Source organism: Marinicella meishanensis (assembly GCF_019931145.1).
Lineage (GTDB): Bacteria > Pseudomonadota > Gammaproteobacteria > Xanthomonadales > Marinicellaceae > Marinicella > Marinicella meishanensis.
The window spans coordinates 25,151-47,400 of record NZ_JAIOUV010000002.1; the positions used below are offsets into that span (position 1 = coordinate 25,151).

Sequence of the window (22,250 nt, forward strand, 5' to 3'; positions counted from 1 at the left end):
CATCAACCTGCCTCGGTTTTTTTGTTTTTCTTGCGCAGCGCTTTGCCCATGAACAGACCGAATTCAAACAAAATCCACATGGGTATGGCCAACAGCACTTGAGAGCTTGGATCTGGCGGGGTGATCAACATGGCAACCACCAAGATCCCAATGATCACATAGGGTCTGGCGGTGGCCAGTTTGTCCGCTGTGGTCACCCCCATTGAAATCAACAGGATTACGGCGATGGGTATTTCAAAGGCCAAACCAAAAGCAAAAAACAAGCGCACCACGGTGTCCAGGAAGTTGGTGATGTCTGGCATGTAGGTCACCCCTTCAGGTGCCACACTGGGCAGAAACACAAACAAGATGGGGAACACCACAAAATAGGCGAAGGCACAGCCCAAATAAAACAGGATGATGCTGGAGATCAAAATCGGTAAAGCCACCCGCTTTTCTGATTTGTACAGACCGGGCGCGACAAAGGCCCAGATTTGATAAATGATGATCGGCATGCTGATGATGACCGCCAGAATGATGATCATCTTAAAAGGGGTCAAAAACGGTGCCAGCACCCCGGTGGCAATCATTTCAGTGCCTTGGCTGAGGTTGTCCAACACGGGCTTGGCAATTAAGGTGAAGATTTTGCCGGCAAACGGGAACATGGCCACAATCAACAGCAGCACAGCAAGCACGGCTTTGAGTAAGCGACTCCTCAATTCCACCAAGTGGGATACCAAAGGCTGTTCCTGATCTTGCATTTACGGCTTGTTGTTGGCTGTGTTGGTTGGGTCTGTTTTGGCTGACTCACTGGGCTTGGACTCACCAATGGTGTTTGCCATCGTTGCTTTCAACTCTTTGGCTTCAGCCAGCAGGGCATTTTCTTTCAGTTGGGCTTTGACGGCCTCAATTTCCAGTTCTTGTTCCACTTCGTTTTTGATCGATTGGAATGATCGGCGCATTTTGCCGATGTATAAACCAATCTTGCGGGCCACTCCAGGCAGGCGTTCTGGTCCCACGACCAACAATGCGACCACAAAAATGACCAGCAATTCGGTGAAACCAATGTCAAACATTATTTTTCGACGGGGTCTTTTTTGTTGGGGTTGGCTTGGGCCACTTCATCGGTGGTCGTTTTGTTTTGCAATTCTTGGGTGTCCTCGTCGGCAATGCCTTTTTTAAAGCCTTTGACGGCACTGCCCAAGTCGCTGCCGATGTTTCTGAGTTTTTTGGTGCCAAAGATGAGTGCCACCACCAATAAGATGATGAGCAATTGCGGCATACTGATTCCCATGACGGATTCTCCAAACAATTAATGAATAAAGCCTATTATAACTTGAATTATCGACGGTGAGTTACCCAGCCATTCAAGAAACCTGAACAATATAGAAGATCAAAGATTAAATATCCGTAAAGACCCACGACCAGGGTCCACATCTGTGATGCAGCCCAAAAAATAGGGGATCAATGTCTTGCTCAGAAAGTTCGGCGCAAAGCCATTAAGCCCACGCCCAACAGCAACAACAGCATCAAAGATTGGGTCAAGGTGTTGCTGGCTGGCACCAAGACTGGTGTGCCCTGGGGCGCATTACAGCCACCGGGACCCGCAATGGCCAAGGATTCGATGCCCACCAAGGTTTCAGACACCAGGCTGGCTTCACCGGTGTCGGTGTTGATGCTGAAAATTCGGGAGGGAAATGGATTCAGCGGATCGGACAAACGCAGGTTAACAGCCATCCACAGATCGCCGTCCTCATCAAAGGCCAAGCCTGATCCGGCCAATTCGATGTCGCCGCCCAAATCACCCAACGAGCCAACCACGGTGGCTGCTGCGGTGCTCGGATCGACTTGATACAGATTGAAATCACCCGAGGCCACGGCAAACAAGTCATTGCCCCAAGCAGCCAAAGAGGTGAAATTGTGACCGGTGTTACCAATCAAAGTGGCGGCCCCCGTGACGGTATTGACTTGGAACAACTCTTGGGTGTGTTTCACCACCATGTACAGGTTGTTGTCACAAGCAAAACTCATGCCAAAATCATAACTGTCTGGAATCGAGCCAAAGCCCAGGTTTTGGTTGGCATTGGCCACTGGAAAGGCGCGTCCTTCACTGGGATTGATTTGCACCAAGGTTTTGGTGTTGTCATCAGCGCCGTACAAGGTGCCATTGGCAGAAATGGCCAAACCTTCCAAAGCGATGTAAGGATCGGCAATTTGGCCCATGCTCTGATATTCACCGGTGGTCAAATCAATTTGTACCAAGTGATCAGGCATTTCGAAATTATCATCGGCCACAGAATAAGCCATCACTGCTGCATAGGAAGAGGAGCAGATCGCCGTCAGCATTGTTGTTATTATCAGGCGCAGCATGGCATTATTATCAGTATCAGGCTAATTTATTATCGTATGTCAGCAGATGTTAGCAAATAAAGCCCCATTAAACAATAAACTTTTGATGACAATTTTGCTGCACGATCAGTGGTTTGTGCTGTGAGGAATCAGCTGCGAAGCCACATACTGGGCATAGTTTTCAATGTTTTCTGAATCTTTGAACTTACCGTGCAAGGTTTTGGCCATGTGCAGGTATCCGACATACACCGAATAGGCCAACAAAGCCTGTTGTTTGGCACTGGCTTCTTCATAGCCAATGCCTTGGTAAGATTTTTGTAAGTACGCCAGTCGCTCTAAAGTCACTTCCTTCAACACTTTGGCCACAAAATCATGTTGTCTGTCGGCCAACAAAGTGGCGTAAATCAAGTGACTTTGCAAGGGTTCTGCACTCAAGGAAAACCAGGCTTTGAGACGCTCGTGGGGATCCGGAATGGACCAAATTTTTTCTTTAATCACCGCCCGATCATCTTCCTGCCAACGTTTCAATGCCGACACGATCAAATCCTTGCGATTGGCAAAGTGCCAATAAAAACTGCCTTTGGTCACACCCAGTTCTTTGGCCAGATTTTCCACCGCCACCGCACTGACCCCTTGGTGCGCAATCACATTCAGGGTGGCCAGCTCCCAGTCAGCGGGGTTCAATGATTTTCTTTTTGGACTGTTTTTCATCTTGAGTTCATGCCGTTTGCGCTATTATCATACCTTTATCTGGTGCCGGGTCAAACAGAATTTAACACTTTCCATACGCAAGCGTATTGACATTTATTGAAACCGGCACCATACTATACCGTATGTTAATGCATTTCAGGAAACAACCATGACATTTTTGACCCTATTGGCCGTGATTTTGGCCGCCACCCTGGTGGCTGGTTACTTCAGAATGAGTGTGACCAGCTGGACCGCCATGACTGGTGTGGCCTTGATCGCTGGCATCGCCTATTTTGATGCCGGATTTTTTGCTTCATTCTTTGCCATTCTGCTGTTCGCCGCCCCAGCGGTGTTCTTGAACTCCAAAGGCCTGCGCCAGCAGTATTTCACCAAGGGCTTTTTGAAATTTTATCGCAAAGCTTTGCCCGAGCTGTCGGAAACCGAAAAGGTGGCCTTGGAAGCCGGCACAGTCTACTGGGATGCTGAATTGTTCAGCGGCAAACCCGATTTCAAGAAGCTGCACGCCATCGCCCAACCCGAGTTGAGCAGCGATGAAAAAGAATTCCTGGCCGGCCCGGTGGCCGAATTGTGCGCCATGTTGAATGAGCATGAATACAACCACGACAAAGGCGACATGCCCGAGCACGTGTGGGAATTCATCATGAAGAACAAATTTTTCGCGATGATCATCCCCAAGCAGTACGGTGGCCTGGGTTTCTCAGCCTTGGGTCATTCTGCGGTGTTGCAAAAAGTCTCTTCACGCAGCGCCGTGGCGGCAGCCACCCTGGCGGTACCGAATTCTTTGGGCCCCGCAGAATTGTTGTTGGAATATGGCACCGAAGAACAAAAGAACCATTATCTGCCGCGCCTGGCACAAGGCAAGGAGATCCCTTGTTTTGGCTTGACCGGTCCTTCAGCCGGTTCTGACGCCACCTCCATTCCCGATACCGGGGTGGTCTGTAAAAAGAAAATCAATGGCAAAGAGGTGCTGGGCATCAATCTGAATTTTGACAAACGCTACATCACTTTGGCCCCGGTGGCCACGGTGGTGGGTTTGGCCTTTCAGATGATGGACCCCGATAATTTATTGGGTGACAAAAAACAATTGGGCATCACCTTGGCCCTGATCCCTCGCGACACCGCCGGCATGGAAATCGGACGCCGGCACCTGCCTTTGGATGTGATGTTCATGAACGGACCCATCCGCGGCAAAGACGTGTTCATACCGATGGATTACATCATCGGTGGCCAAGACATGATAGGTCATGGCTGGCGCATGTTGGTCGAGTGTTTGTCGGTGGGCCGGGCCATTTCCCTGCCCTCATGCTCCACTGGTGGGGCCAAGATGGTGGCCTTTGCCACCGGCGCCTATGCCCGCATCCGCAAGCAATTCAATTTACCCATCGGTCGCTTTGAAGGCATTGAAGAAGCGCTGTGTCGCATCGCCGGCAAAACTTATACATTGGCCGCCACCTCCACCATGACGGCCCTGGCCGTTGACCGTGGCGAACGCCCGGCGGTGCCATCGGCGATTGCCAAAATGCACACCACCGACATGGCCCGCAGCATGATTTCAGATGCCATGGACATCCATGGCGGCAAAGGCATCATCTTGGGCCCCAGTAACTATTTGGGCCGGGCCTGGATGGGTGCCCCGATCTGGATCACGGTGGAAGGTGCCAACATCCTGACCCGCAGCATGATCATCTTTGGCCAAGGCGCCATTCGCTGCCACCCATACGTGTTGAAAGAAATGGAAGCGGCCTACCTGACCGATCAAGAAGAGTCGCTGCAACAGTTTGATAAGCTGCTGTTTCAACACATGGGTTATTCGTTCCAAAATGGCGTGCGTTCATTCTTCCAAGGATTGGGCACCTGGCGCTTGGAGCGCAGCCCCGGCGACAAATTCACCAAACAGTTTTACTCCAAAATCACCCGTTACAGCGCGGCCTTTGGCTTCGCCGCTGACGTGTCCATGCTGACCTTGGGTGGTTCGTTGAAGAAACGCGAAAAAACATCGGCCCGCCTGGGCGATGTCCTGAGTCACTTGTACATGGCCTCAGCGGTGTTGAAACGCTACTTGGATCAAGGTGAACAAAGTGCCGACCAACCGATTGTGGCCTGGGCCATGCACCACCACTTTTATGAAATTGAGCAGGCGTTGAAAATGTTGTCCTACAACTTCCCCAGCAAAGGCGTTGGTTTCTTCCTGCGTCGGGTGATCTTCCCCTTGGGTACGCATGAACTGCCGCCAGGTGATCGCTTGGGTCACAAAGCCGCCAGCTTGTTGCTGTCACCCAACGAGACCAGACAGCGTCTGACCGATGGCATCGACAAAGATGAGTCGGAACACCATTTTGTGGCCAAGATGAACCACGTGCTGGCCAAAGTGATCGACACCGAACCACTGGAACGCCGTGTGCTGAAAGCCATCAAGAGCGGTGAGATCGATGAGATTGATCCTGTCAAGCAACTGGCCCAAGCCCTGGACAAAGAAATCATCAGCAAGAGTGAATTCAACTCGCTGACCAAAGTCCGGGCCCAAGTGGCCGAAATCATCGCCACCGACGATTTCCCCTTCGACGCTTTCGATCGCACCATCGCCCAAGGCGAGGACGAGCACAGCAAAGTGGCCTGAGGGGCCTGTTGACCGCGAGAACCAGACCCGGTTGGTCAGCCAACCGGGTCTTTTTTTGGCCGCCAATAAAGAAGCTGAGACGGATCCAATAAGCCCAGGTCGAGCAACTGCTGCTGTAAAGTTGACAGGTCTCTGGAGTGCATCAATTCGGGGTGTTGTTGGCTGTGATTCAGCACCCCGCCCAACACGGCAAATTCGGCTTGGTGGGCTTTACGGGTCTGGTCATCGGCGCCGGCTGCCAGGGCCAACTTGGCTGCCATGTTTTGCAAGTCCTGATCAACCGCCAGCGGCTCCCGATCCTGCTGCAACACCCGTTGCCGCAATGCTTCAAACCAGGCTTGCTGTTCGGCCGTACCCACCAGGGTTCTGGCTTTGACCAAAGCCGCATGTTCCCAAGTCCACGCTTGTTGGGTCTGGTAGTGTTCGAATTGCTGGCGGGTGGTGACCAACGGACCGGAGTTGCCGTTGGGTCGCAATTGCATGTCCAAAGCATACAACGCCCCATGATACAGGGAGCTGGTCAGGTGATGGATGATGCGTTTGACCCACTTTTGGGTGAACACCGCCGCATCAGGATTCGCCAATGAATCATCCACCACAAACACCAAATCCAAATCCGACTGGGTGTTCATTTGTCCGGTCGCGGCTGAGCCATAGGCAATCACCACCAAAGCCTCACGATCTATGGCAGTCGCGGGCGCTTTGGCTTGGATTTCACGCCAGGCAAATGGCACCACGGCTTGCAACACGCATTGGGCTAACCAGGTCAAACGCTGTCCCAATTCGGCGTTGGACACGGTTTGTTCAGTCCAGGCCCGCACCAGATTGAACTGCTGCACCAACTTAAAGTACCGCAAATCTTCCATCCATTGTTCCACGTCCTCGACTGATGGCCGTACCGACTGCCATTGCTGTTGCATCTGGGCAGCCGTTGCTGGCAGGTCTTGGGCTTCAAACAACTGCTCCAGCAGCACCGGATAAGCCTGCAAACTGGCCCCAAAATACGGGTGCCTTTGAAACAACTGCAACACCATCGACAACAAATTGCGTTCTTTTTGCAGCATCAACAAATAGCTGGGACGGGTGAGGATTTTTTTCAGCAATTCGGCCAAGGTTTCGACCACAGACACCGGAACCAACTGCAGCGCCCGCCCCAACAATGCCATTACCTGCTCACGGCGGTTGGCGGGCATCCGCGCCACCGGGAAACCAGCCATCAGCTCCGACAGCGCGTCTTTTTGTGGCGGCGCCAGGGCACTGGGCGCATCCTCGATCACAAACACCTCATCCAACAAGGCCACCACCGTCTGGCGATGCCCGTGCAATCGCTGACACAGTTGTGGCCAATCACTTTGCCCCATGGCCGTCACCAACACCGCTTGTACCGCGGGATCTTGAGGCAGTTCATGGGTCGCTTGCTCGGCCACCATTTGTGCCATATTTTCAATTTTGCGCAACCACAACCAGGCTTCATGCAAGGCGGCGCCTTTGGCTTCAGACAATTTACCGGCGGCCACCAAAGCATGGATCTGAGGCGCTATGGATTGGCCTTGTAATGAAGCGTGGCGACCACCAAACACCAATTGCATGCTTTGCACAATGAACTCCACGGCCCGAATGCCGCCGGTTCCCAGTTTCAAGTCATCGGCTTGGCGGGAAACTTGTTGCGCAATTTCGGCTTTGATTTGGGCCAAAGCCCCAAACACCGCGTAGTCCAAATGGCGGCGATATAAAAAGGGCTGGATGCCAGCCATCACCTCTGTACCAGCCGTTGCAGGCCCCGCCACCAGACGCGCACGCATCCAGGCAAAACGCTCCCAGTCACGCCCTTCGACCACCAAATACTGCTGGAATGCGGCGACGGAACAGGCCAACGGCGCGGCCGAACCAAATGGACGCAAGCGCATGTCCACCCGATAGACCTGGCCATCGGCGGTGTAGTGATCCAAATATTTGATCAACTTTTGGCCCATGCGGGTGAAGTAAGACAGGGCATCCAAGGGGCGCGGACCATCCGATTGACCTTCGGCCTCATACAAAAACACCAAGTCCACATCCGATGCATAATTCAACTCACTGGTGCCCAATTTACCCAACGCAAAGACCATCAGTTCCACCACTTGTTGGTTGGCGTCACGCAACTGTCCGTGGCGGGTTTGCATCTCTTCACTGGCCAAGGCATGGGCTTGTTGAATCATCAAATCGGCCAGATCAGCCACCCGCTGCATGGTCATGGTGTGCGCGCTCAGTGGCAAGGACAAGTCCAGATACGCCATATAGGCCAGACGCGAGCGTTTGAACCGGCGCAAACAGGTAAATGGGTCGGGGGTGGGATGGGCTTGCGCAAAGGCGTGGCTGAACTGCCGCCAGTCTTGCTGCAAATCGTGGTCCGCCAGTGCTGGCTGCGCTTGGACCAAGGTTTCGATGTCAGCCCATTGCGAGACCAGGTATGGGAAAGCCGTCAGCCGAGCGGGCGGCTCACTCATCGGGCCTGCAGGTATGCCAACTCAGAGATGTTGAGCCAATTTTTGGTCTGGGCTGCAAACGATTGATAGGACTGGTAAATTTCGGCCGACAAGGCACTGTGCTCACTGAGCTCCTGCAACACCTCAGTGGCATAACCTTTGAATTCAGTCAGCACTTCCGCTGGAAATTGCCGGATTTCCACCTGATGCTCTTTTTGCAAGGTATCCAGCGCCCGTTGGTTGTTGGCCACGAATTCTGACAACATGTGCTGATTGGCGGCCATGGCGGCCATTTCAACCACGGTTTGTAAGTCTTCCGGCAATTGTTCAAAAGCCGCTTGATTGACCATGGCTTCGATGCAAGCAGTCGGTTCATGCCAACCGGGGTAGTAGTAAAACTGCGCTGCTTGATACAAGCCGAAGGCCAGGTCATTGTAAGGTCCCACCCATTCGGTGGCATCAATGGTGCCGGTTTGCAAGGCGGTGAACAGTTCGGCACCGGGCAGCGCCTGAGGCGTGCCACCGGCTCTGGACAACACTTCGCCCCCCATCCCCGGGATGCGCATGACCAAGCCTTTGATGTCCGCTTTGCTGTTGATTTCTTTGTTGAACCAGCCACCCATTTGCACCCCGGACTGACCCGCTGGAAAGGGTTTCAAACCAAATGGCGCATAGGATTTTTGCCACAGTTCCAGGCCGCCACCGTGGTACAGCCAGGCATTCATTTCATTGGCATTCATACCAAAGGGCACGGCGCCGAAAAACTGTGCCTCAGGCAATTTGCCTTTCCAGTAATAAGCCGCACTGTGGCCCATTTCGGCGGTACCTGCTGACACCGCATCAAACACCTCGAAAGCCGGGACCAGTTCACCACTGCCATAGACTTTGACTTCCAAACGGCCGCCAGACATGTTGGTGATGGCATCAGCCAGGAATTGTGCCCCGGTACCCAAGCCGGGAAAATTTTTCGGCCAGGCCGTGACCATTTTCCACCGAATCTTGGCCGCCTTTGTGGTGCCAGTCTGGCTGCTGTTGCCGGCTTCAGATGGGTTGCGACAGGCACCCAAGCCAACGGCTGCCGCCGACGCCATGGCGGCGGTTTTGATGATCTTTCTTCGGTCCATGCGCTGCCTGCCGTTTATTGACAATAACGCCGGATGGCTTGTTGCGCGGTTTTCATGGCATTGACCCGCTCATCATCGGTCATGCGCACGATTTCGCCCTCGGCGTTTTTGCGGGTGACCCGTACAGTGGCATTCAAAGCCGCCAGGTTTTGTCGGGCCAAATCACATTGCTTGCGGCGGTTAATGCGATCGGCTTCAGCCAATTGCTCGCGGGCTGCCGCTTCATCGGCCGCATCTTGGGCATCTTGGGCTGCCAGTTGCTCCTCAACCGACGGCACCTGATCAGCCGCCTCTGGTGCTGGCTCGGCAGGCGGTGGCAGTTTGGGACCTTTCCTGATTTTCACCGTCTCAGCCGCTTGATTGGGGGGCTTTTGAGCTGAATAGTGGATTTGCCCGTTTTCATCGACCCATTTGTAGATTTTTTCAGCCCATGCCAGGCTGGTAAACAACAACAGGATCGTCAAAGCGAATGACTTAGACATGATATTCTCCGACGTTTTGGCATCATGATAGAAATTTTACCACCAAATATCAAGCGACTGTTAATCCAAATCAAGTACAATGAAGCGGACTGATAACCACAAGAAATGATGACCAAACTGGACACCGCCAAACGCAAAGGCATTTATTTACTGCCCAATCTGTTCACCACTGGAGCCTTGTTTGCGGGCTTTTATTCCATCATTGCCGGGATTCAAGGCAAATATGAGATGGCTTGCTTTTGCATCTTCATTGCCGCCCTGTTGGACGCCTTGGATGGTCGCGTGGCCCGCTTGACCAACACCCAATCGGAATTCGGCGAACAGTATGACTCATTGTCAGACCTGGTGTCTTTCGGGGTGGCACCCGGCTTGTTGATGTACAACTGGTCGTTGCTTTACCTCTCCCCAGTGCATCCCGTGCTGGGCAAGATTGGCTGGTTGGCCGCCTTCATTTACACCGTCAGTGGCGCCTTGCGACTGGCCCGCTTCAACACCCAAATTGGGGTCATTGACAAAGCCTATTTCCAAGGCCTGCCTTCACCGGCTGCGGCCGCGGTGGTCACCTCATTTGTCTGGATCAGTGTTGATCTGGAACTCAATGGGGCGGATTTGAAGTACATCGCGCTGCCGCTGACCATCATCACCGGCTTGCTGATGGTCTCACGCATCCGTTATTATTCATTCAAAACCATTCCTTTCAAAGAGAATGTGTCGTTCATCTGGATCTTGTTGTTGGTCTTGGTGTTTGTGTTGTTGACCATCAAAACGGCCTGGGTGCTGTTTGTGGTGTTCACCGGTTATGCCTTGTCTGGCATCATTTGGACCATGGTCAGCGTCAAACGCAAACGGGCGCTGCGCAAAAAGACCGACAAAACCGCCAAACCAGCCACAGACGAAACCCCAGAAGCCCGTGATGAAGACTGAAAGTAACTATTTCCCACAGACCCAAATCGACCCCACCCAAGAGTCGGCCGGCACCCTGGAACAACTGTCGCTGCTGGCTGATTTGAGCCAGGACTTTGTGAAGTCGATGGACATCAATGACATCCTGCGCCGGGCAGTCAAACGCATCAAAAGCTACATGGACGCCGAAGCGGCCAGCATCTTTTTGGTCGATGCCAACAAACAAAACCTGATTTGTCGCGCCAGTGCCGGACCGGTGGACGTCACCGACATGGCGATTCAGGTGGACAACGGCATCATCGGCCGCACCTTCACCAGCGGTGAAAGTCAAATCATCATCGATGCCAGAAAAGACGCCGACTTTGTCTGTCACGTCGACACCCTTACCGGCTTTCAAACCCGCTCGGTGCTGTGCACCCCCTTGATCACTCAAGGCGATACCATCGGCGTGTTGCAGGTGCTGAACAAACAAGATGAACAGCTGTTCAAAACCCGCGATTCCGACATCCTGCGCTTGTTGGCCACACCGATTGCTTTGGCCGTAGAAAATGCCCGCTTCACCTTGAATTTTGTCGAGCAGCGGCGCATCAAAAAAGAATTGACCCTGGCCAGAAAACTGCAACGCTCACTGTTACCGGGCCGCTTGAAACCGCCGTTTCCGGTGGTGGGCTCCAACATATCAGCCAATGAAGTGTCGGGGGATTTTTACGATTACTTCGAATTGAGCGATGGCACCGTGGGCTTTTTGATCGGAGACGTGTCGGGCAAAGGCATCGATGCCTCCATGCTGATGGTGCGGGCCAGCAGCCTGCTGCGCTGGATTGGCAAAGACCACTTGCCCCCTGGCCAATGGTTGGCCAAAGCCAACAAAGAACTGTGCGAAAAAGCCTCCCGCGGGCTGTTCGTCTGTGCCGCGGTGGGCTATTACAACCCCAAAACCGACATCGCGGTATGGTCCAATGCCGGACTGCCACCGGTGATCTACAAATGCCCCCAGTGCACCATCAAAACCTGGACTGCCGATGCCCCACCCTTGGGCATCAAAGCCAGTGATTTGTCATTCGACCAACAAACCATGAAGCTCAACAGCGGTGGTTTGTACTTCCTCACCGACGGCTTGACCGATGCCCGCAACGAACACAACGAAAGGCGGGAGCTGGACGGCATCATCGAAGCCATCAAACACACCGAATCCGAATCGCCGGAGGTGCGCATCGGCAAAATGATCACCTCGGCCAGGCGGCATAAGCTGAACGACGATGCCACGGTGTTGCTGATTGAAAAACGCGATCATTTGCAGGAAAACACCCTGTTGGCCGAACAGTTCAAAGCCAGCCCATGTCAGCTGAAAATGATCCGCCACAAAATCCTCGACGTGTCCAAACAGGTCGGTTTTGACGATGATTGTTGCCAACAAATCATCCTGTCTCTGGATGAGGCCATCACCAACATCATCCGCCATGCCTACAAAGACGTGGTCGATGGTGAGATTGAAATCGAAATCAAAACCCAAAACAAAACCCTGGTGTTTTATTTGCGTGATTTTGCCCCCGAGGTCTATGACAGCTCCATCAAGCCGCGCGACCTGTCCAAACCCCTGCCCGGACAAATGGGCATCAACTTCATCGACAGCGTGATGGACTCTTGGGAGTTTGCCACCCCCAAAGACGGCTACGGCAACCTGCTGATCATGAAGAAAGAGATTGCATAACCCCCCATTCATTGCATAAAATCACTGGTCTTAATTTCCGAGGCGGTGCATTTGAGCGTATGGACCACCTCACCCTCCGGTTCAATCGCGGTCACCACACAGCGCTTGGACTCAACCACAATTTGATCAGGAACCATCATGAAATACATTGCCATGCTATTGCTTGCTTTCTCAATGACTGCAGCAAGCAAACCCGCACCCATTGAACACTTTGCTGCCAAAGCGGCCTTCGTCAACATGAAGATCTCCCCCGACGGCAAACACTTGGCCTTCACTTATGAAGATGAAGACCAAGTCAAACTCGGTGTCATGAACATGAAAACCAAGAAAGGGGTTTACTCATTCAGCATGGGCCCCAATCGTGAAGCGGCTCAGTTTTGGTGGGTCAACAACAAACGCCTGATGATCCAAAGTCAACGCATCACTGGCTGGCTGGACGGTCAACAACCCTACCCCGAATTGTTCACGGTCAATTACGATGGCAAGAAACGGGAGTTGATGTGGGATTTTCAACGGGCTTACATCAGACCCGTGTCCTTGTTGGATGATGATCCCGATCATGTGTTGGTCACCAAGCACCATTTCACTGATAATTTTTCCGGTAAATTGCAACGATTGAACATCAACAACGGCAAAATGAATTACATGGAAGACACCCCCAAAATGAAAGGTGGCTCAAAATCCAGAATCACATTCATTGGCGTGGATAACAACGACGTGCCGAAGTTGGCGGTCGAGCGCGACCCCATGGACGAAGATGATTTCTATGATGACGTGTCCTATCTGCATTACAAAAACCAGCAAGGCGAATGGGCCCATTTGAGCCTGCCTAAAATCAGAAAGGATCGACCCACCTTGAGCCCGCATGGTTTCAGCTTGGACAACAACAAGTTCTTCTTTTCCAGCAACCACGACTTGGACCACAATGGCAACACCGGATTTTTTGAATTCGACTTCAAAACCAATGAAATCAAGTTGCTGTTCCGACACCCTGATGTTGACATCGCCGGCACCATTTATGGCAAGGACGGCGAAGTCATCGGCGCCACTTATGAGCCTGGCTACCCCGAATATTACTACATTGAAGACGAAGTGGCGCAGCCAGAAATCACCTTACACAAACAATTGCGCTCCAGTTTCAAAGGACAAGAAGTGCGGGTTGGCTCGTACACCAAGAACAAAAAAATGACCACTTTGTACGTCTACAGCGATCAAAATCCAGGCACTTTTTACCTGTTTGACCGCAGCAATAATAACGTGGAATTCATTTCCAAGCGCATGCCAGACATCGAGCCCAGCCAAATGGCCAAAGTGGAGCCCTTCACCCTGGAGGCCAGAGACGGGCTGAAAATGTATGGGCAAATGACCATCCCACCGGGCAAAGAGCTGAAAAACCTGCCCTTGATCATTTACCCCCATGGCGGACCCTATGGTGCGATCGATACATGGGGCTGGGAAAGCCGTCCGCAATTGTTTGCCAGTCGCGGTTACTTGGTGCTTCAATTAAATTACAGGGGATCTGGCGGTTATGGCGAGGACTTCCAAGAAGCCGGTCACACCGAGTGGGGCGCCAAGATGCAAGATGACTTGACTGACGCCACCCTGTGGGCCATCAACCAAGGTTATGCCGACAAAGACCGCGTGTGTATTCATGGGGTCAGTTATGGTGGCTATGCCGCCATGCATGCCGTGGTTCATGAGCCTGACTTATACAAGTGTTCGATTCCTGATGCCGGGATTTATGAGGTTGAATTGCAGTGGAAAAAAGCCGACTCGTTCAAAGGCAACCCCAAAGCCCGCAAAAAATACTTTGACATCATGTTCGGCACCCATGAGGATGAAGCGGTGCTGAACGCCCGATCACCAGCCATGAATGCCGATAAAGTCAAAGCCGCTTTGTTGTTGGTGCATGGCACCGAAGATGTGCGGGTGCCCATTGACAACGCCTACTTCCTGGAAGAAAAGTTGCAAGAAGCCGGCAAGCCTTACGACAAGATTTACAAAAAAGACGGGCACGGTTTCCAAAAAATCCCTTACCGCATTGAGCTGTATGAAAAAATGCTGGCCTTCCTGGACGAACACATCGGTCAATAAAACACACGGCCCCGTTGGCTAACAGCGGGGCTTTATTAATGGTTTATGTACTCTCTATCCTGGCCGGTTTAACGGTCATGCGCTTCACCTTTCGTTGGTTCTTTGACGATTGGCAGGACCTGGCCGAAAACCTCCGACACTGGTTCACCCCAGAAGTCATCAGCGTGATGCGCGGTGAATGGGGAGACAGCCTGTGGGCAGAATTGCGGCTGTTCATTTGGCTCGGTCTGGGCGTCTTGGGCGGCTATGGTTGTTACCGCTTTTTGCTCAGCTAAACACCTGATTTTGTTCCCCTTTGGCACCGGTCTCGTGCTTGACAAGCATGGACGTCAGCGGGGTCCCATGAGATAATAGAGCGCTTTGAACTGAATCGCGTCATCACATGGAACCTAGCCACGAAACGAAACGCCAAATCATGATCACTTCGGCCCTCCCCTATGCCAGTGGTTCACTGCATTTGGGGCATTTTGTCGAACACACCCAATCGGACATCTGGGCCCGCCTGTTGCGCGCCCGTGGGCATGAAGTGAAATTCCTCTGTGCCGATGATGCCCATGGCACCCCGATCATGCTGAACGCCGAAAAACAGGGCATGACGCCCGAAGCCATGGTCGATGGCATCCGCGAAGAGCATTGGCGTGATTTGCAGGCTTTTGGGGTATCTTATGACCATTACCATTCGACCCACTCTCCAGAAAACCAACAGCTGGTCAGCGAGATCTACCTCAAACTGAAAGCCGCCGGTCACATCGAATCCAAAGTGGTGGAACAATACTACGATCCGGAAAAAGGCATGTTCCTGCCCGACCGGTTTGTCAAAGGCACCTGCCCCAAATGTGGCACTGAGGACCAATACAGCGACGGTTGCGAGTCTTGCGGTTCGACTTATGATGCCACCGAAATCATCAACCCCAAGTCGGTGGTCAGCGGAGCCACGCCGGTGATGAAGGCATCCAAGCACCTGTTCGTGAACCTCAAAAACTTTGAGTCCATGCTCAAAGAATGGGCTGCTTCCGGGTCTTTACAAGACGAGGTCAACAACAAACTGGCTGAATGGTTTGAAGCCGGACTGCAAGCCTGGGACATTTCGCGCGATGCGCCTTATTTTGGCTTTGAAATCCCCGAAGAAGACGGCAAATACTTCTATGTGTGGATGGACGCTCCGGTGGGTTACTTGGCGTGTTTGAAGCACGTCTGTGACCAACTCGGCGAAGATTTTGCCCCGTGGATTGATCCTGACACCAGTCACGAGATGTACCATTTCATCGGCAAGGACATCCTCTACTTCCACTCTTTGTTTTGGCCAGCGATGCTGTATGGCGCGGGCATGAAACTGCCGAATGCGGTGTATGTACACGGCTTTTTGACCGTCAATGGCACCAAAATGAGCAAATCAAGGGGCACCTTCATCAAAGCCTCGACCTATCTGCAGCACCTGAATCCGGATTACTTGCGCTACTATTTCGCCGCCAAATTGTCTGACAACCTGGTCGACATCGACCTCAACATGGACGATTTCCGCCAACGGGTGAACTCTGACCTGGTCGGTAAAGTGGTCAACATCGCTTCACGCTGTGCCGGGTTCATCAAGAAGAAATTCGACGCCACCTTGGCTGCCGAGCTGCACAACCCAGCCTTGTATACCGAATTCGTGAGTCACTCCGCTGGCATTGCCGAGTTGTTTGAAGGCAGAAAATACAACGCCGCCATCCGCCAAATCATGGCCCTGGCCGACAAAGCCAACCAATACATCGCCGACATGGCCCCCTGGGTGGCAGTCAAAGACGAGGCGAAACACACCGAAGTGCATCAGGTGTGCTCCACCGGCATCAATTTGTTTCGGGTGTTGATGACCTGGTTGGCCCCGGTGATTCCCTTCACCGCGCGCAAAGCCGAAGCCTTTTTGAACAGCGATTTGAATCAATGGCACGCCATTGAACAGCCCTTATTGGACCACCAAATCGAAAAATTCAAACCGCTGATCGGCCGCATCGAGGCCGAAACCCTGGAGACCATCATCGAACAAAGTAAACAAGACTTGGCAGCGGCAGCCGAATCAAAGCCTGCCGTCAGCGGACCTTTGGCCGATGATCCCATCAGCGCTGAAATCAATTTCGATGCCTTTGCCCAAGTGGACCTTCGGGTGGCCTTGATTGCCGATGCACAGCACGTCGATGGCGCCGATAAATTGCTGCAGTTGACCTTGGACCTGGGCGGCGAAACCCGCAATGTGTTTGCTGGCATCAAATCGGCGTATCAACCCGAGGACCTGATTGGCAAGCACACCGTGATGGTGGCCAATTTGGCCCCCAGAAAAATGCGCTTTGGCCTGTCTGAAGGCATGGTGTTGGCGGCTGGACCGGGTGGTAAAGACCTGTTTATTTTGGAACCGGATCAGGGGGCCCAACCCGGCATGCGGGTGAAATGATGTGTAGATGAGTGAAATCTTCCTGATTTTTATTGGCGCGGCCTTTGTCAACAACTTCGTGTTGGTGCGCTTCTTGGGGCTGTGTCCATTCATGGGCGTCTCCACCCAATACAAATCGGCCCTCGGTATGGCCTTTGCCACCGCTTTTGTCTTGACCCTGTCTTCGATTGCCAGTTACCTGGTCAATGCCTACTTGCTGGAACCCTTCGGTTTGACCTATCTGAAGACCCTCAGCTTCATCCTGGTGATCGCGGTGACCGTGCAAATCACCGAAATGGTGCTGCACAAAACCTCACCGCTGTTGTACCAGGTGTTGGGCCTGTTTTTGCCACTGATCACCACCAACTGTGCGGTGTTGGGGGTGGCTTTGCTCAATGTACAAAAACAAAACAGTTTGTTGGAATCGGCCTTTTTTGGCTTTGGTGCAGCCTTCGGCTTTGGCTTGGTGTTGGTGTTGTTCGCCACCATCCGCGAACGGCTGGAGATGGCCAACATCCCTGACAGCTTTCGGGGATTGCCCATCGCTTTGATGACCGCTGGCATCATGTCATTGGCGTTTATGGGCTTTGCCGGGATGACCCCAACGTGAGCGCCCCCACAGTCAATGCTCTCAATTGGCTCATGGCCCTGGGCGGCATGGTGTTGCTGGCTGCGGTGTTTGGGGTATTGATCGCTTGGGTCGCCCGCCGCTGCAAAGTCGAAGGCAATCCGATTGTCGAACAAATCAACGCCATCTTGCCCCAAACCCAATGTGGCCAATGTAATTACCCCGGTTGTAAACCCTATGCCGAGGCCATTGCCAATGGCGAGGCGCCGATCAACCAATGCCCTCCCGGTGGCCAAGAGGGCATCAAAAAATTGGCCGACCTGTTGGATCTCGAAGTGCTGGAGTTGAACCCCGAAAACGGCACCGAAACCGCCGATCAAGTGGTGGAAATTGTGGAACCCGATTGCATTGGTTGTACCAAGTGCATCCAAGTCTGCCCGGTGGATGCCATTGTGGGTGCCGCCAAACAAATGCACACCGTGATCTTGCATGAATGCACCGGCTGCGACCTGTGCATCCCCGCTTGCCCAGTGGACTGCATCATCAAGATCCCGGCACCGATGGATGCCAGCTTGCAACGACACCGCAAACCGGCATTGTATGACACCCTGGCCCAAGCCCTGGGGCACTGGCAGGAAGCCTCATGAGCGGGCGTTTGTCGCATTTTCATGGCGGTCTGGTGCTGCGCCACCACAAGCAATCCTCCTGCCAACCCGAGTGCCAATCGGCGGGCATTCCAGAGCAATTGATGCTGGCCTTGAGCACCCCCCGAGGCAGCCAATCGAAAGCCCTGGTCCAAGTCGGTGAGCGGGTCCTCAAAGGCCAGGTCATGGCCCATCCCGATGGCCACTTTGGCATGGTGGTTCATGCCCCCACTTCTGGCCACATCAGCGCCATCACCGAAGCCGCCACGGCGCGGGCCGACGCCCCCTCGGGTCCCTGCATATTGTTGCAACCGGATGGTCAAGATGAATGGTTGGAAACCACCCCCAGCCCACTGCCCACCGATCCCGCAGCGATCATCGAGCGGATCCAGGCTGCGGGCATCATCGGTATGGGTGGCGCCGGGTTTCCCACCCACATCAAATACCAACAGCTCCAAGTGGGACCAACCACCTTGATCATCAATGGCGCCGAATGTGAACCCTACATCTCGTGTGATGAACGACTGATGTTGGACCACCCCAGTGAAATCATCAACGGCACCCGTTGGTTGCTGCAAGCGGCGCAAGCGGACCGTGCCATCATCGCCATCGAAGACAACATCGGCGGGGTCAAATCGCAATTGGATGCCGCCATCAAAGCCCAACAACTGGCCGACATTGAAGTCGTCAAAGTGCCCACCATCTACCCCACCGGTGGCGAAAAACAACTGATCAAAGTGCTCACCGGCCGCGAAGTCCCCAGCGGCCAGACCCCACTGGCGCTCGGCCTGATCATGCAAAACGTGGCCACCGCCAAAGCGGTTCACGATGCCATCGAGCATGGCAGGCCCTTGTTGGAACGGGTGGTGACGGTGACCGGTGACAGTGTGGCCGAGCCGCGCAACTACTGGGCTTTGATTGGCACACCGATGCGGCATTTGTTGGATTTGGCCGGTTGTGACTGGGCGCAAACCGACAAATTGATCGTCGGCGGCCCGATGATGGGTTATGCCATGCCCGATGCCGACATCGGCATTGAAAAAACCACCAACTGCTTGTTGGCTTTGCCCACAGCCTGCACCAAACCAGAGTTGCAGGCGATGCCCTGTATCCGCTGTGGCGATTGCGTGCAGGTGTGTCCGCAGGAATTGTTGCCGCAACAACTGTTCTGGTACATCAATGGCAATGACCAAACCAATGACCTGGAAAAAGCCCGTGAACACCACCTGTTTGATTGCATTGAATGCGGCGCCTGTTCTTGGGTTTGTCCCAGCCACATCAATTTGGTTGATTTCTACCGCTATGCCAAATCAGAAATCACCTACCTGGACCAGAAGAAACAAAAAGCCAATTTGGCCAAACAACGGCATGACGACCGCGAGGCCCGGCTGGCCCGCATCAAAGCCGAACGCCAGGCCAAGCGGCGCCAAAAAACTGCTAAATTGACCGACAAATCCAGTGCCAAACAAGAAATATCGGCGGTGCTGGCGCGGATCAAGCAACAAAGCAAAGAGGCGGCCGATGACTGAGGCACTGAACACCCGCGGTGCCCCACACCTGCCTTCGCGCATCAGCGTGCAGCGGGTGATGCGCTGGGTCTGTCTGGCGCTGGTGCCGGCGACCTTGGCCCACCTGTATTATTTCGGCCTGGGCATCCTGATTCAAATGATATTGGCCACCGGCAGTGCCTATTTGTTCGAATGGTGGTGCCTGCGCTGGCGCCAACAACCGCTGCGCCCCTTCCTCACCGACCTCAGCGCTTTGGTCACTGCCTGGCTGTTTGTGCTGTGCATTTCTCCGGTGGCGCCCTGGTATGTGGCAGTGGTGGGCATGTTTTTTGCCATTGTGGTGGCCAAACACCTGTATGGCGGACTGGGTAACAACATTTTCAATCCAGCCATGGTCGGTTTTGCGGTGATTTTGATCGCCTTTCCCCAAGCCATGTCTTTGTGGTTACCGCCCAGTGGCTTGATGGAAGCCAACCCCTCTTTGGGGCTGGGCGAATTGATGTCCTGGATTTTCATGGGGGCACCCACTGCGGGGATTGATGCGGTCACCGCTGCCACCCCTTTGTCGGCGATCCTCACCGGTCTGCAACAAGGTTTCGCCCTCAGCGAGATCGTGACCCAACCCATCTTTGGCGATTTTGGGGGTCAAGGCTGGGAGTGGATTGCCAATTGGTTGTTTCTGGGCGGCTTGGTGCTGTGGTACAAAGGCATCATCACCTGGCATGTGCCGGCGGCGGTGCTGATGACCACCATCGCTGCGGCCACGCCTTTTTATCTGTTCAATGGCGACCTGTATTTGGCACCACAACAACACATCTTCGCCGGTGGCACCATGCTGGCGGCTTTTTTCATCGCCACCGACCCCACTTCAGGTTGTTCCAGTGACCGCGGGAAAATCATCTTTGGGGCCGGGGTGGCCATCCTCACGGTGCTGATTCGAAATTTCGGTTCATACCCCGACGCCATTGCCTTCGCCGTGCTGTTGATGAACATGGCCGCACCGATGATTGACCGCCTGACCATTCCCCAACCGTATGGCAAAAAACCACAGGATCCGCATCATGGCTGACACCCCTGGATGGAAATTGCCGCTGATTCTGGCCACCACCACCGCCTTGGCCTGTGGTTTGTTGATGCTCAGTCATTACTTGACCGCCGACACCATTGAACAACAATTGTTGGAAGCCAAGTTGGCTTCATTAAAGCGTTTGATGCCGGCTACCATGACCGACAATGACGTCATCACCGATGCCATCACGGTGTTTGAACCCGAACGACTGGGTCACCGACAGGCCACCACCCTGTATCTTGGCACCTTGAAAGGCGACCCCAGCGTCATGGCCATTCCAGTGACTGCCCGTAATGGCTACTCTGGCGACATCGAATTGTTGGTTGGGGTGCAACACAATGGTCAGATCACGGCAGTGGAAATCATCGCCCACAAAGAAACCCCAGGCCTGGGTGATTTGATTGAACGCAACAAAAGTGATTGGTTACAACAATTTCCTGGCACCGCTTGGGGCCAACCGCCGGCAGACCAGTGGCGGGTGCAAAAAGACGGTGGTCAATTCGACCAAATCACCGCCGCCACCATCACCCCACGGGCGGTGGTCGGTGCCATCAAGCAAGCCTTGCAATACCACCAATCGATGACCACCCAAGCGCATCAGCAACCGGAGTCGAAACATGAGTGAATTCATCCGCAGCCGGTTGCTTGACAACAATGCCGCGCTGGTGCAAATGCTCGGTTTGTGCCCCTTGTTGGCCGTCTCCAACACCGCCATCAATGCCCTGGGCATGGGCTTGGCCACCATCTTTGTGGTGGTGGTGACCAACAGCTTGGTGTCGTTGATTCGCCCCATCACCAAACAAGAAATCAGAATCCCGTTGTTCGTGTTGCTGATTGCCAGTGTGGTGACCACCCTGGAAATGGTCATGAATGCCTTTTTCCATGAATTGTATTTAACCTTGGGCATCTTCATTCCATTGATCGTGACCAATTGCCTGATCATGGCCCGCGCCGAAGCTTTTGCTTCCCGCAATGGTTTGTGGGTCTCCATCAAGGATGGATTTTTTGTCGGTTTGGGCTTTGCCTTGGTGTTGTTCACCATCGGGGTGATGCGCGAAGTCATCGGCCAGGGCACGCTGTTCACCCAGGCCCATTTGTTGTTTGGCGACTGGGGCCAGCATTTGGAATGGACCTTGGTGCCGGGCTATGGGGGCTTTTTGGTGGCCATTTTACCGCCAGGGGCGTTCTTTGCCTTGGCCATCCTGGTGGCCATCAAAAACAAGCGCGATGCGCGCTTGCAAGCCGTTCAGAAAGCCGTTCAGAAGGCCACTGAGACCACCGACATGGCGCCAGCCAAACCCAGCTCCAGCGGCTCATGACTGCGACCAAAACCTATCACCTTTATCTGTTGTTGTGTGACGATTCGGTGCTGTACACCGGCATCGCCCTGGACCCCATTGCCAGGCTGGCACAACACCGCCAAGGCAAAGGCGCCAAAGCCATCCGCCGATTTCAACAGCTCAAGCTGGTGTATCAAGTGGAGGTCGGCGACAAAGGCCTGGCCCAACAGTTGGAATACCGCATCAAGCAATGGCCCAAATCGCAAAAACAAGCCTTGGTCGATCAGCCATTGGCCTTGAACGCCTTGTTAGAGGCCACTGAACTGGCAGAATGAGCCC

Annotated in this window: 22 protein-coding genes; 13 read left to right on the plus strand and 9 right to left on the minus strand. The window is 53.6% G+C overall.

The genetic code is table 11. From position 1 onward, the window contains the following. Positions 1–2 precede the first annotated feature (2 nt). The 5 genes from tatC to K7G70_RS02555 all read right to left on the minus strand — a co-directional run bounded on the left by tatC (position 3) and on the right by K7G70_RS02555 (position 3,039). Positions 3–740, minus strand: coding sequence for a twin-arginine translocase subunit TatC (gene tatC, locus K7G70_RS02535; protein ID WP_223787028.1), 738 nt, complete (start codon positions 738–740; stop codon positions 3–5). Continuing rightward, a complete protein-coding gene (tatB, locus tag K7G70_RS02540; RefSeq protein WP_223787029.1) occupies positions 741–1,055 on the minus strand; it encodes a Sec-independent protein translocase protein TatB in 315 nt (104 codons plus the stop codon). Continuing rightward, positions 1,055–1,273, minus strand: a complete 219-nt coding sequence (tatA, locus tag K7G70_RS02545; RefSeq protein ID WP_223787030.1) for a twin-arginine translocase TatA/TatE family subunit — start codon at positions 1,271–1,273, stop codon at positions 1,055–1,057. Before tatA ends, tatB begins: the two co-directional genes overlap by 1 nt. Positions 1,274–1,455: 182 nt before the next feature. Further along, a complete protein-coding gene (locus K7G70_RS02550; RefSeq protein WP_223787031.1) occupies positions 1,456–2,325 on the minus strand; it encodes a DUF6923 family protein in 870 nt (289 codons plus the stop codon). A 129-nt stretch (positions 2,326–2,454) separates the two neighbouring features. Beyond that, positions 2,455–3,039 carry a TetR/AcrR family transcriptional regulator gene (locus K7G70_RS02555; protein WP_223787032.1) on the minus strand — a complete coding sequence of 195 codons (585 nt, stop codon included), beginning with the start codon at positions 3,037–3,039 and terminating at the stop codon, positions 2,455–2,457. Positions 3,040–3,187: 148 nt separating this feature from the next. Here K7G70_RS02555 and K7G70_RS02560 point away from each other — a divergent pair, with 148 nt between their 5' ends. Next, on the plus strand, positions 3,188–5,656 hold the full coding sequence (locus K7G70_RS02560) for an acyl-CoA dehydrogenase (RefSeq protein WP_223787033.1): 2,469 nt from the start codon (positions 3,188–3,190) through the stop codon (positions 5,654–5,656). A 35-nt stretch (positions 5,657–5,691) separates the two neighbouring features. Here K7G70_RS02560 and K7G70_RS02565 read toward each other — a convergent pair whose 3' ends face one another. The 3 genes from K7G70_RS02565 to K7G70_RS02575 are packed head-to-tail and all read right to left on the minus strand — an operon-like array spanning position 5,692 to position 9,727. Beyond that, on the minus strand, positions 5,692–8,142 hold the full coding sequence (locus K7G70_RS02565; protein ID WP_223787034.1) for a [protein-PII] uridylyltransferase family protein: 2,451 nt from the start codon (positions 8,140–8,142) through the stop codon (positions 5,692–5,694). Then, a complete protein-coding gene (locus K7G70_RS02570; protein WP_223787035.1) occupies positions 8,139–9,245 on the minus strand; it encodes a TRAP transporter substrate-binding protein in 1,107 nt (368 codons plus the stop codon). The genes K7G70_RS02565 and K7G70_RS02570 overlap by 4 nt, the downstream gene beginning before the upstream one ends. A 14-nt stretch (positions 9,246–9,259) precedes the next feature. Next, positions 9,260–9,727 (minus strand): DUF4124 domain-containing protein, encoded by a 468-nt coding sequence (locus K7G70_RS02575; protein ID WP_223787036.1) that lies wholly within the window; start codon positions 9,725–9,727, stop codon positions 9,260–9,262. A gap of 105 nt (positions 9,728–9,832) precedes the next feature. Between K7G70_RS02575 and pssA the strand changes: the two genes are divergently transcribed. Together pssA and K7G70_RS02585 are read left to right on the plus strand one after the other, a co-directional pair. Beyond that, on the plus strand, positions 9,833–10,651 hold the full coding sequence (gene pssA, locus K7G70_RS02580; RefSeq protein ID WP_223787037.1) for a CDP-diacylglycerol--serine O-phosphatidyltransferase: 819 nt from the start codon (positions 9,833–9,835) through the stop codon (positions 10,649–10,651). Further along, positions 10,641–12,341 (plus strand): SpoIIE family protein phosphatase, encoded by a 1,701-nt coding sequence (locus K7G70_RS02585; protein WP_223787038.1) that lies wholly within the window; start codon positions 10,641–10,643, stop codon positions 12,339–12,341. Before pssA ends, K7G70_RS02585 begins: the two co-directional genes overlap by 11 nt. Positions 12,342–12,349: 8 nt before the next feature. Here the strand turns inward: K7G70_RS02585 and K7G70_RS02590 are convergent, their stop codons facing one another. Continuing rightward, a complete protein-coding gene (locus K7G70_RS02590) occupies positions 12,350–12,580 on the minus strand; it encodes a hypothetical protein (RefSeq protein ID WP_223787039.1) in 231 nt (76 codons plus the stop codon). Here K7G70_RS02590 and K7G70_RS02595 point away from each other — a divergent pair. The 10 genes from K7G70_RS02595 to K7G70_RS02640 all read left to right on the plus strand — a co-directional run bounded on the left by K7G70_RS02595 (position 12,579) and on the right by K7G70_RS02640 (position 22,246). Beyond that, entirely contained in the window at positions 12,579–14,435 is a 1,857-nt protein-coding gene (locus tag K7G70_RS02595) for a S9 family peptidase (RefSeq protein ID WP_223787040.1), read from the plus strand. The genes K7G70_RS02590 and K7G70_RS02595 overlap by 2 nt on opposite strands. A gap of 38 nt (positions 14,436–14,473) precedes the next feature. Continuing rightward, the gene (locus tag K7G70_RS02600; RefSeq protein ID WP_223787041.1) at positions 14,474–14,710 is read left to right on the plus strand and encodes a hypothetical protein; all 237 of its coding nucleotides are present in this window, start codon (positions 14,474–14,476) and stop codon (positions 14,708–14,710) included. 107 nt (positions 14,711–14,817) lie between these two features. Beyond that, positions 14,818–16,863: a methionine--tRNA ligase gene (gene metG / locus K7G70_RS02605; protein ID WP_223787042.1), complete on the plus strand. Its 2,046-nt coding sequence runs from the start codon at positions 14,818–14,820 to the stop codon at positions 16,861–16,863. Between the two features lie 7 nt (positions 16,864–16,870). Further along, entirely contained in the window at positions 16,871–17,452 is a 582-nt protein-coding gene (rsxA, locus tag K7G70_RS02610; protein WP_223787043.1) for an electron transport complex subunit RsxA, read from the plus strand. Continuing rightward, complete coding sequence (gene rsxB / locus K7G70_RS02615) at positions 17,449–18,057, plus strand: electron transport complex subunit RsxB (protein WP_488801369.1); 609 nt, start codon at positions 17,449–17,451, stop codon at positions 18,055–18,057. Before rsxA ends, rsxB begins: the two co-directional genes overlap by 4 nt. Beyond that, positions 18,054–19,583 (plus strand): electron transport complex subunit RsxC, encoded by a 1,530-nt coding sequence (gene rsxC, locus K7G70_RS02620; RefSeq protein ID WP_223787044.1) that lies wholly within the window; start codon positions 18,054–18,056, stop codon positions 19,581–19,583. Before rsxB ends, rsxC begins: the two co-directional genes overlap by 4 nt. Next, positions 19,576–20,631 (plus strand): RnfABCDGE type electron transport complex subunit D, encoded by a 1,056-nt coding sequence (locus K7G70_RS02625; protein WP_223787045.1) that lies wholly within the window; start codon positions 19,576–19,578, stop codon positions 20,629–20,631. The genes rsxC and K7G70_RS02625 overlap by 8 nt, the downstream gene beginning before the upstream one ends. Further along, positions 20,624–21,256, plus strand: a complete 633-nt coding sequence (rsxG, locus tag K7G70_RS02630; RefSeq protein WP_223787046.1) for an electron transport complex subunit RsxG — start codon at positions 20,624–20,626, stop codon at positions 21,254–21,256. Before K7G70_RS02625 ends, rsxG begins: the two co-directional genes overlap by 8 nt. After that, positions 21,249–21,950 (plus strand): electron transport complex subunit E, encoded by a 702-nt coding sequence (locus tag K7G70_RS02635; protein WP_223787047.1) that lies wholly within the window; start codon positions 21,249–21,251, stop codon positions 21,948–21,950. Before rsxG ends, K7G70_RS02635 begins: the two co-directional genes overlap by 8 nt. After that, positions 21,947–22,246, plus strand: a complete 300-nt coding sequence (locus K7G70_RS02640; protein WP_223787048.1) for a GIY-YIG nuclease family protein — start codon at positions 21,947–21,949, stop codon at positions 22,244–22,246. Before K7G70_RS02635 ends, K7G70_RS02640 begins: the two co-directional genes overlap by 4 nt. Positions 22,247–22,250: the final 4 nt, after the last annotated feature.

What these genes read in the sequence shown, in the direction of transcription:
- K7G70_RS02555 (WP_223787032.1), bottom strand. Translation starts at nt 3,039, where the DNA reads ATGAAAAACAGTCCAAAAAGAAAATCATTGAACCCCGCTGACTGGGAG.
- rsxG (WP_223787046.1), top strand. Translation starts at nt 20,624, where the DNA reads ATGGCTGACACCCCTGGATGGAAATTGCCGCTGATTCTGGCCACCACC.
- K7G70_RS02565 (WP_223787034.1), bottom strand. Translation starts at nt 8,142, where the DNA reads ATGAGTGAGCCGCCCGCTCGGCTGACGGCTTTCCCATACCTGGTCTCG.
- K7G70_RS02595 (WP_223787040.1), top strand. Translation starts at nt 12,579, where the DNA reads ATGAAGATCTCCCCCGACGGCAAACACTTGGCCTTCACTTATGAAGAT.
- tatB (WP_223787029.1), bottom strand. Translation starts at nt 1,055, where the DNA reads ATGTTTGACATTGGTTTCACCGAATTGCTGGTCATTTTTGTGGTCGCA.
- tatC (WP_223787028.1), bottom strand. Translation starts at nt 740, where the DNA reads ATGCAAGATCAGGAACAGCCTTTGGTATCCCACTTGGTGGAATTGAGG.
- K7G70_RS02585 (WP_223787038.1), top strand. Translation starts at nt 10,641, where the DNA reads ATGAAGACTGAAAGTAACTATTTCCCACAGACCCAAATCGACCCCACC.
- K7G70_RS02590 (WP_223787039.1), bottom strand. Translation starts at nt 12,580, where the DNA reads ATGTTGACGAAGGCCGCTTTGGCAGCAAAGTGTTCAATGGGTGCGGGT.
- K7G70_RS02575 (WP_223787036.1), bottom strand. Translation starts at nt 9,727, where the DNA reads ATGTCTAAGTCATTCGCTTTGACGATCCTGTTGTTGTTTACCAGCCTG.
- K7G70_RS02550 (WP_223787031.1), bottom strand. Translation starts at nt 2,325, where the DNA reads ATGCTGACGGCGATCTGCTCCTCTTCCTATGCAGCAGTGATGGCTTAT.
- metG (WP_223787042.1), top strand. Translation starts at nt 14,818, where the DNA reads ATGGAACCTAGCCACGAAACGAAACGCCAAATCATGATCACTTCGGCC.
- K7G70_RS02600 (WP_223787041.1), top strand. Translation starts at nt 14,474, where the DNA reads ATGGTTTATGTACTCTCTATCCTGGCCGGTTTAACGGTCATGCGCTTC.
- K7G70_RS02560 (WP_223787033.1), top strand. Translation starts at nt 3,188, where the DNA reads ATGACATTTTTGACCCTATTGGCCGTGATTTTGGCCGCCACCCTGGTG.
- K7G70_RS02625 (WP_223787045.1), top strand. Translation starts at nt 19,576, where the DNA reads ATGACTGAGGCACTGAACACCCGCGGTGCCCCACACCTGCCTTCGCGC.
- rsxA (WP_223787043.1), top strand. Translation starts at nt 16,871, where the DNA reads ATGAGTGAAATCTTCCTGATTTTTATTGGCGCGGCCTTTGTCAACAAC.
- pssA (WP_223787037.1), top strand. Translation starts at nt 9,833, where the DNA reads ATGATGACCAAACTGGACACCGCCAAACGCAAAGGCATTTATTTACTG.
- tatA (WP_223787030.1), bottom strand. Translation starts at nt 1,273, where the DNA reads ATGGGAATCAGTATGCCGCAATTGCTCATCATCTTATTGGTGGTGGCA.
- K7G70_RS02570 (WP_223787035.1), bottom strand. Translation starts at nt 9,245, where the DNA reads ATGGACCGAAGAAAGATCATCAAAACCGCCGCCATGGCGTCGGCGGCA.
- K7G70_RS02640 (WP_223787048.1), top strand. Translation starts at nt 21,947, where the DNA reads ATGACTGCGACCAAAACCTATCACCTTTATCTGTTGTTGTGTGACGAT.
- K7G70_RS02635 (WP_223787047.1), top strand. Translation starts at nt 21,249, where the DNA reads ATGAGTGAATTCATCCGCAGCCGGTTGCTTGACAACAATGCCGCGCTG.
- rsxC (WP_223787044.1), top strand. Translation starts at nt 18,054, where the DNA reads ATGAGCGGGCGTTTGTCGCATTTTCATGGCGGTCTGGTGCTGCGCCAC.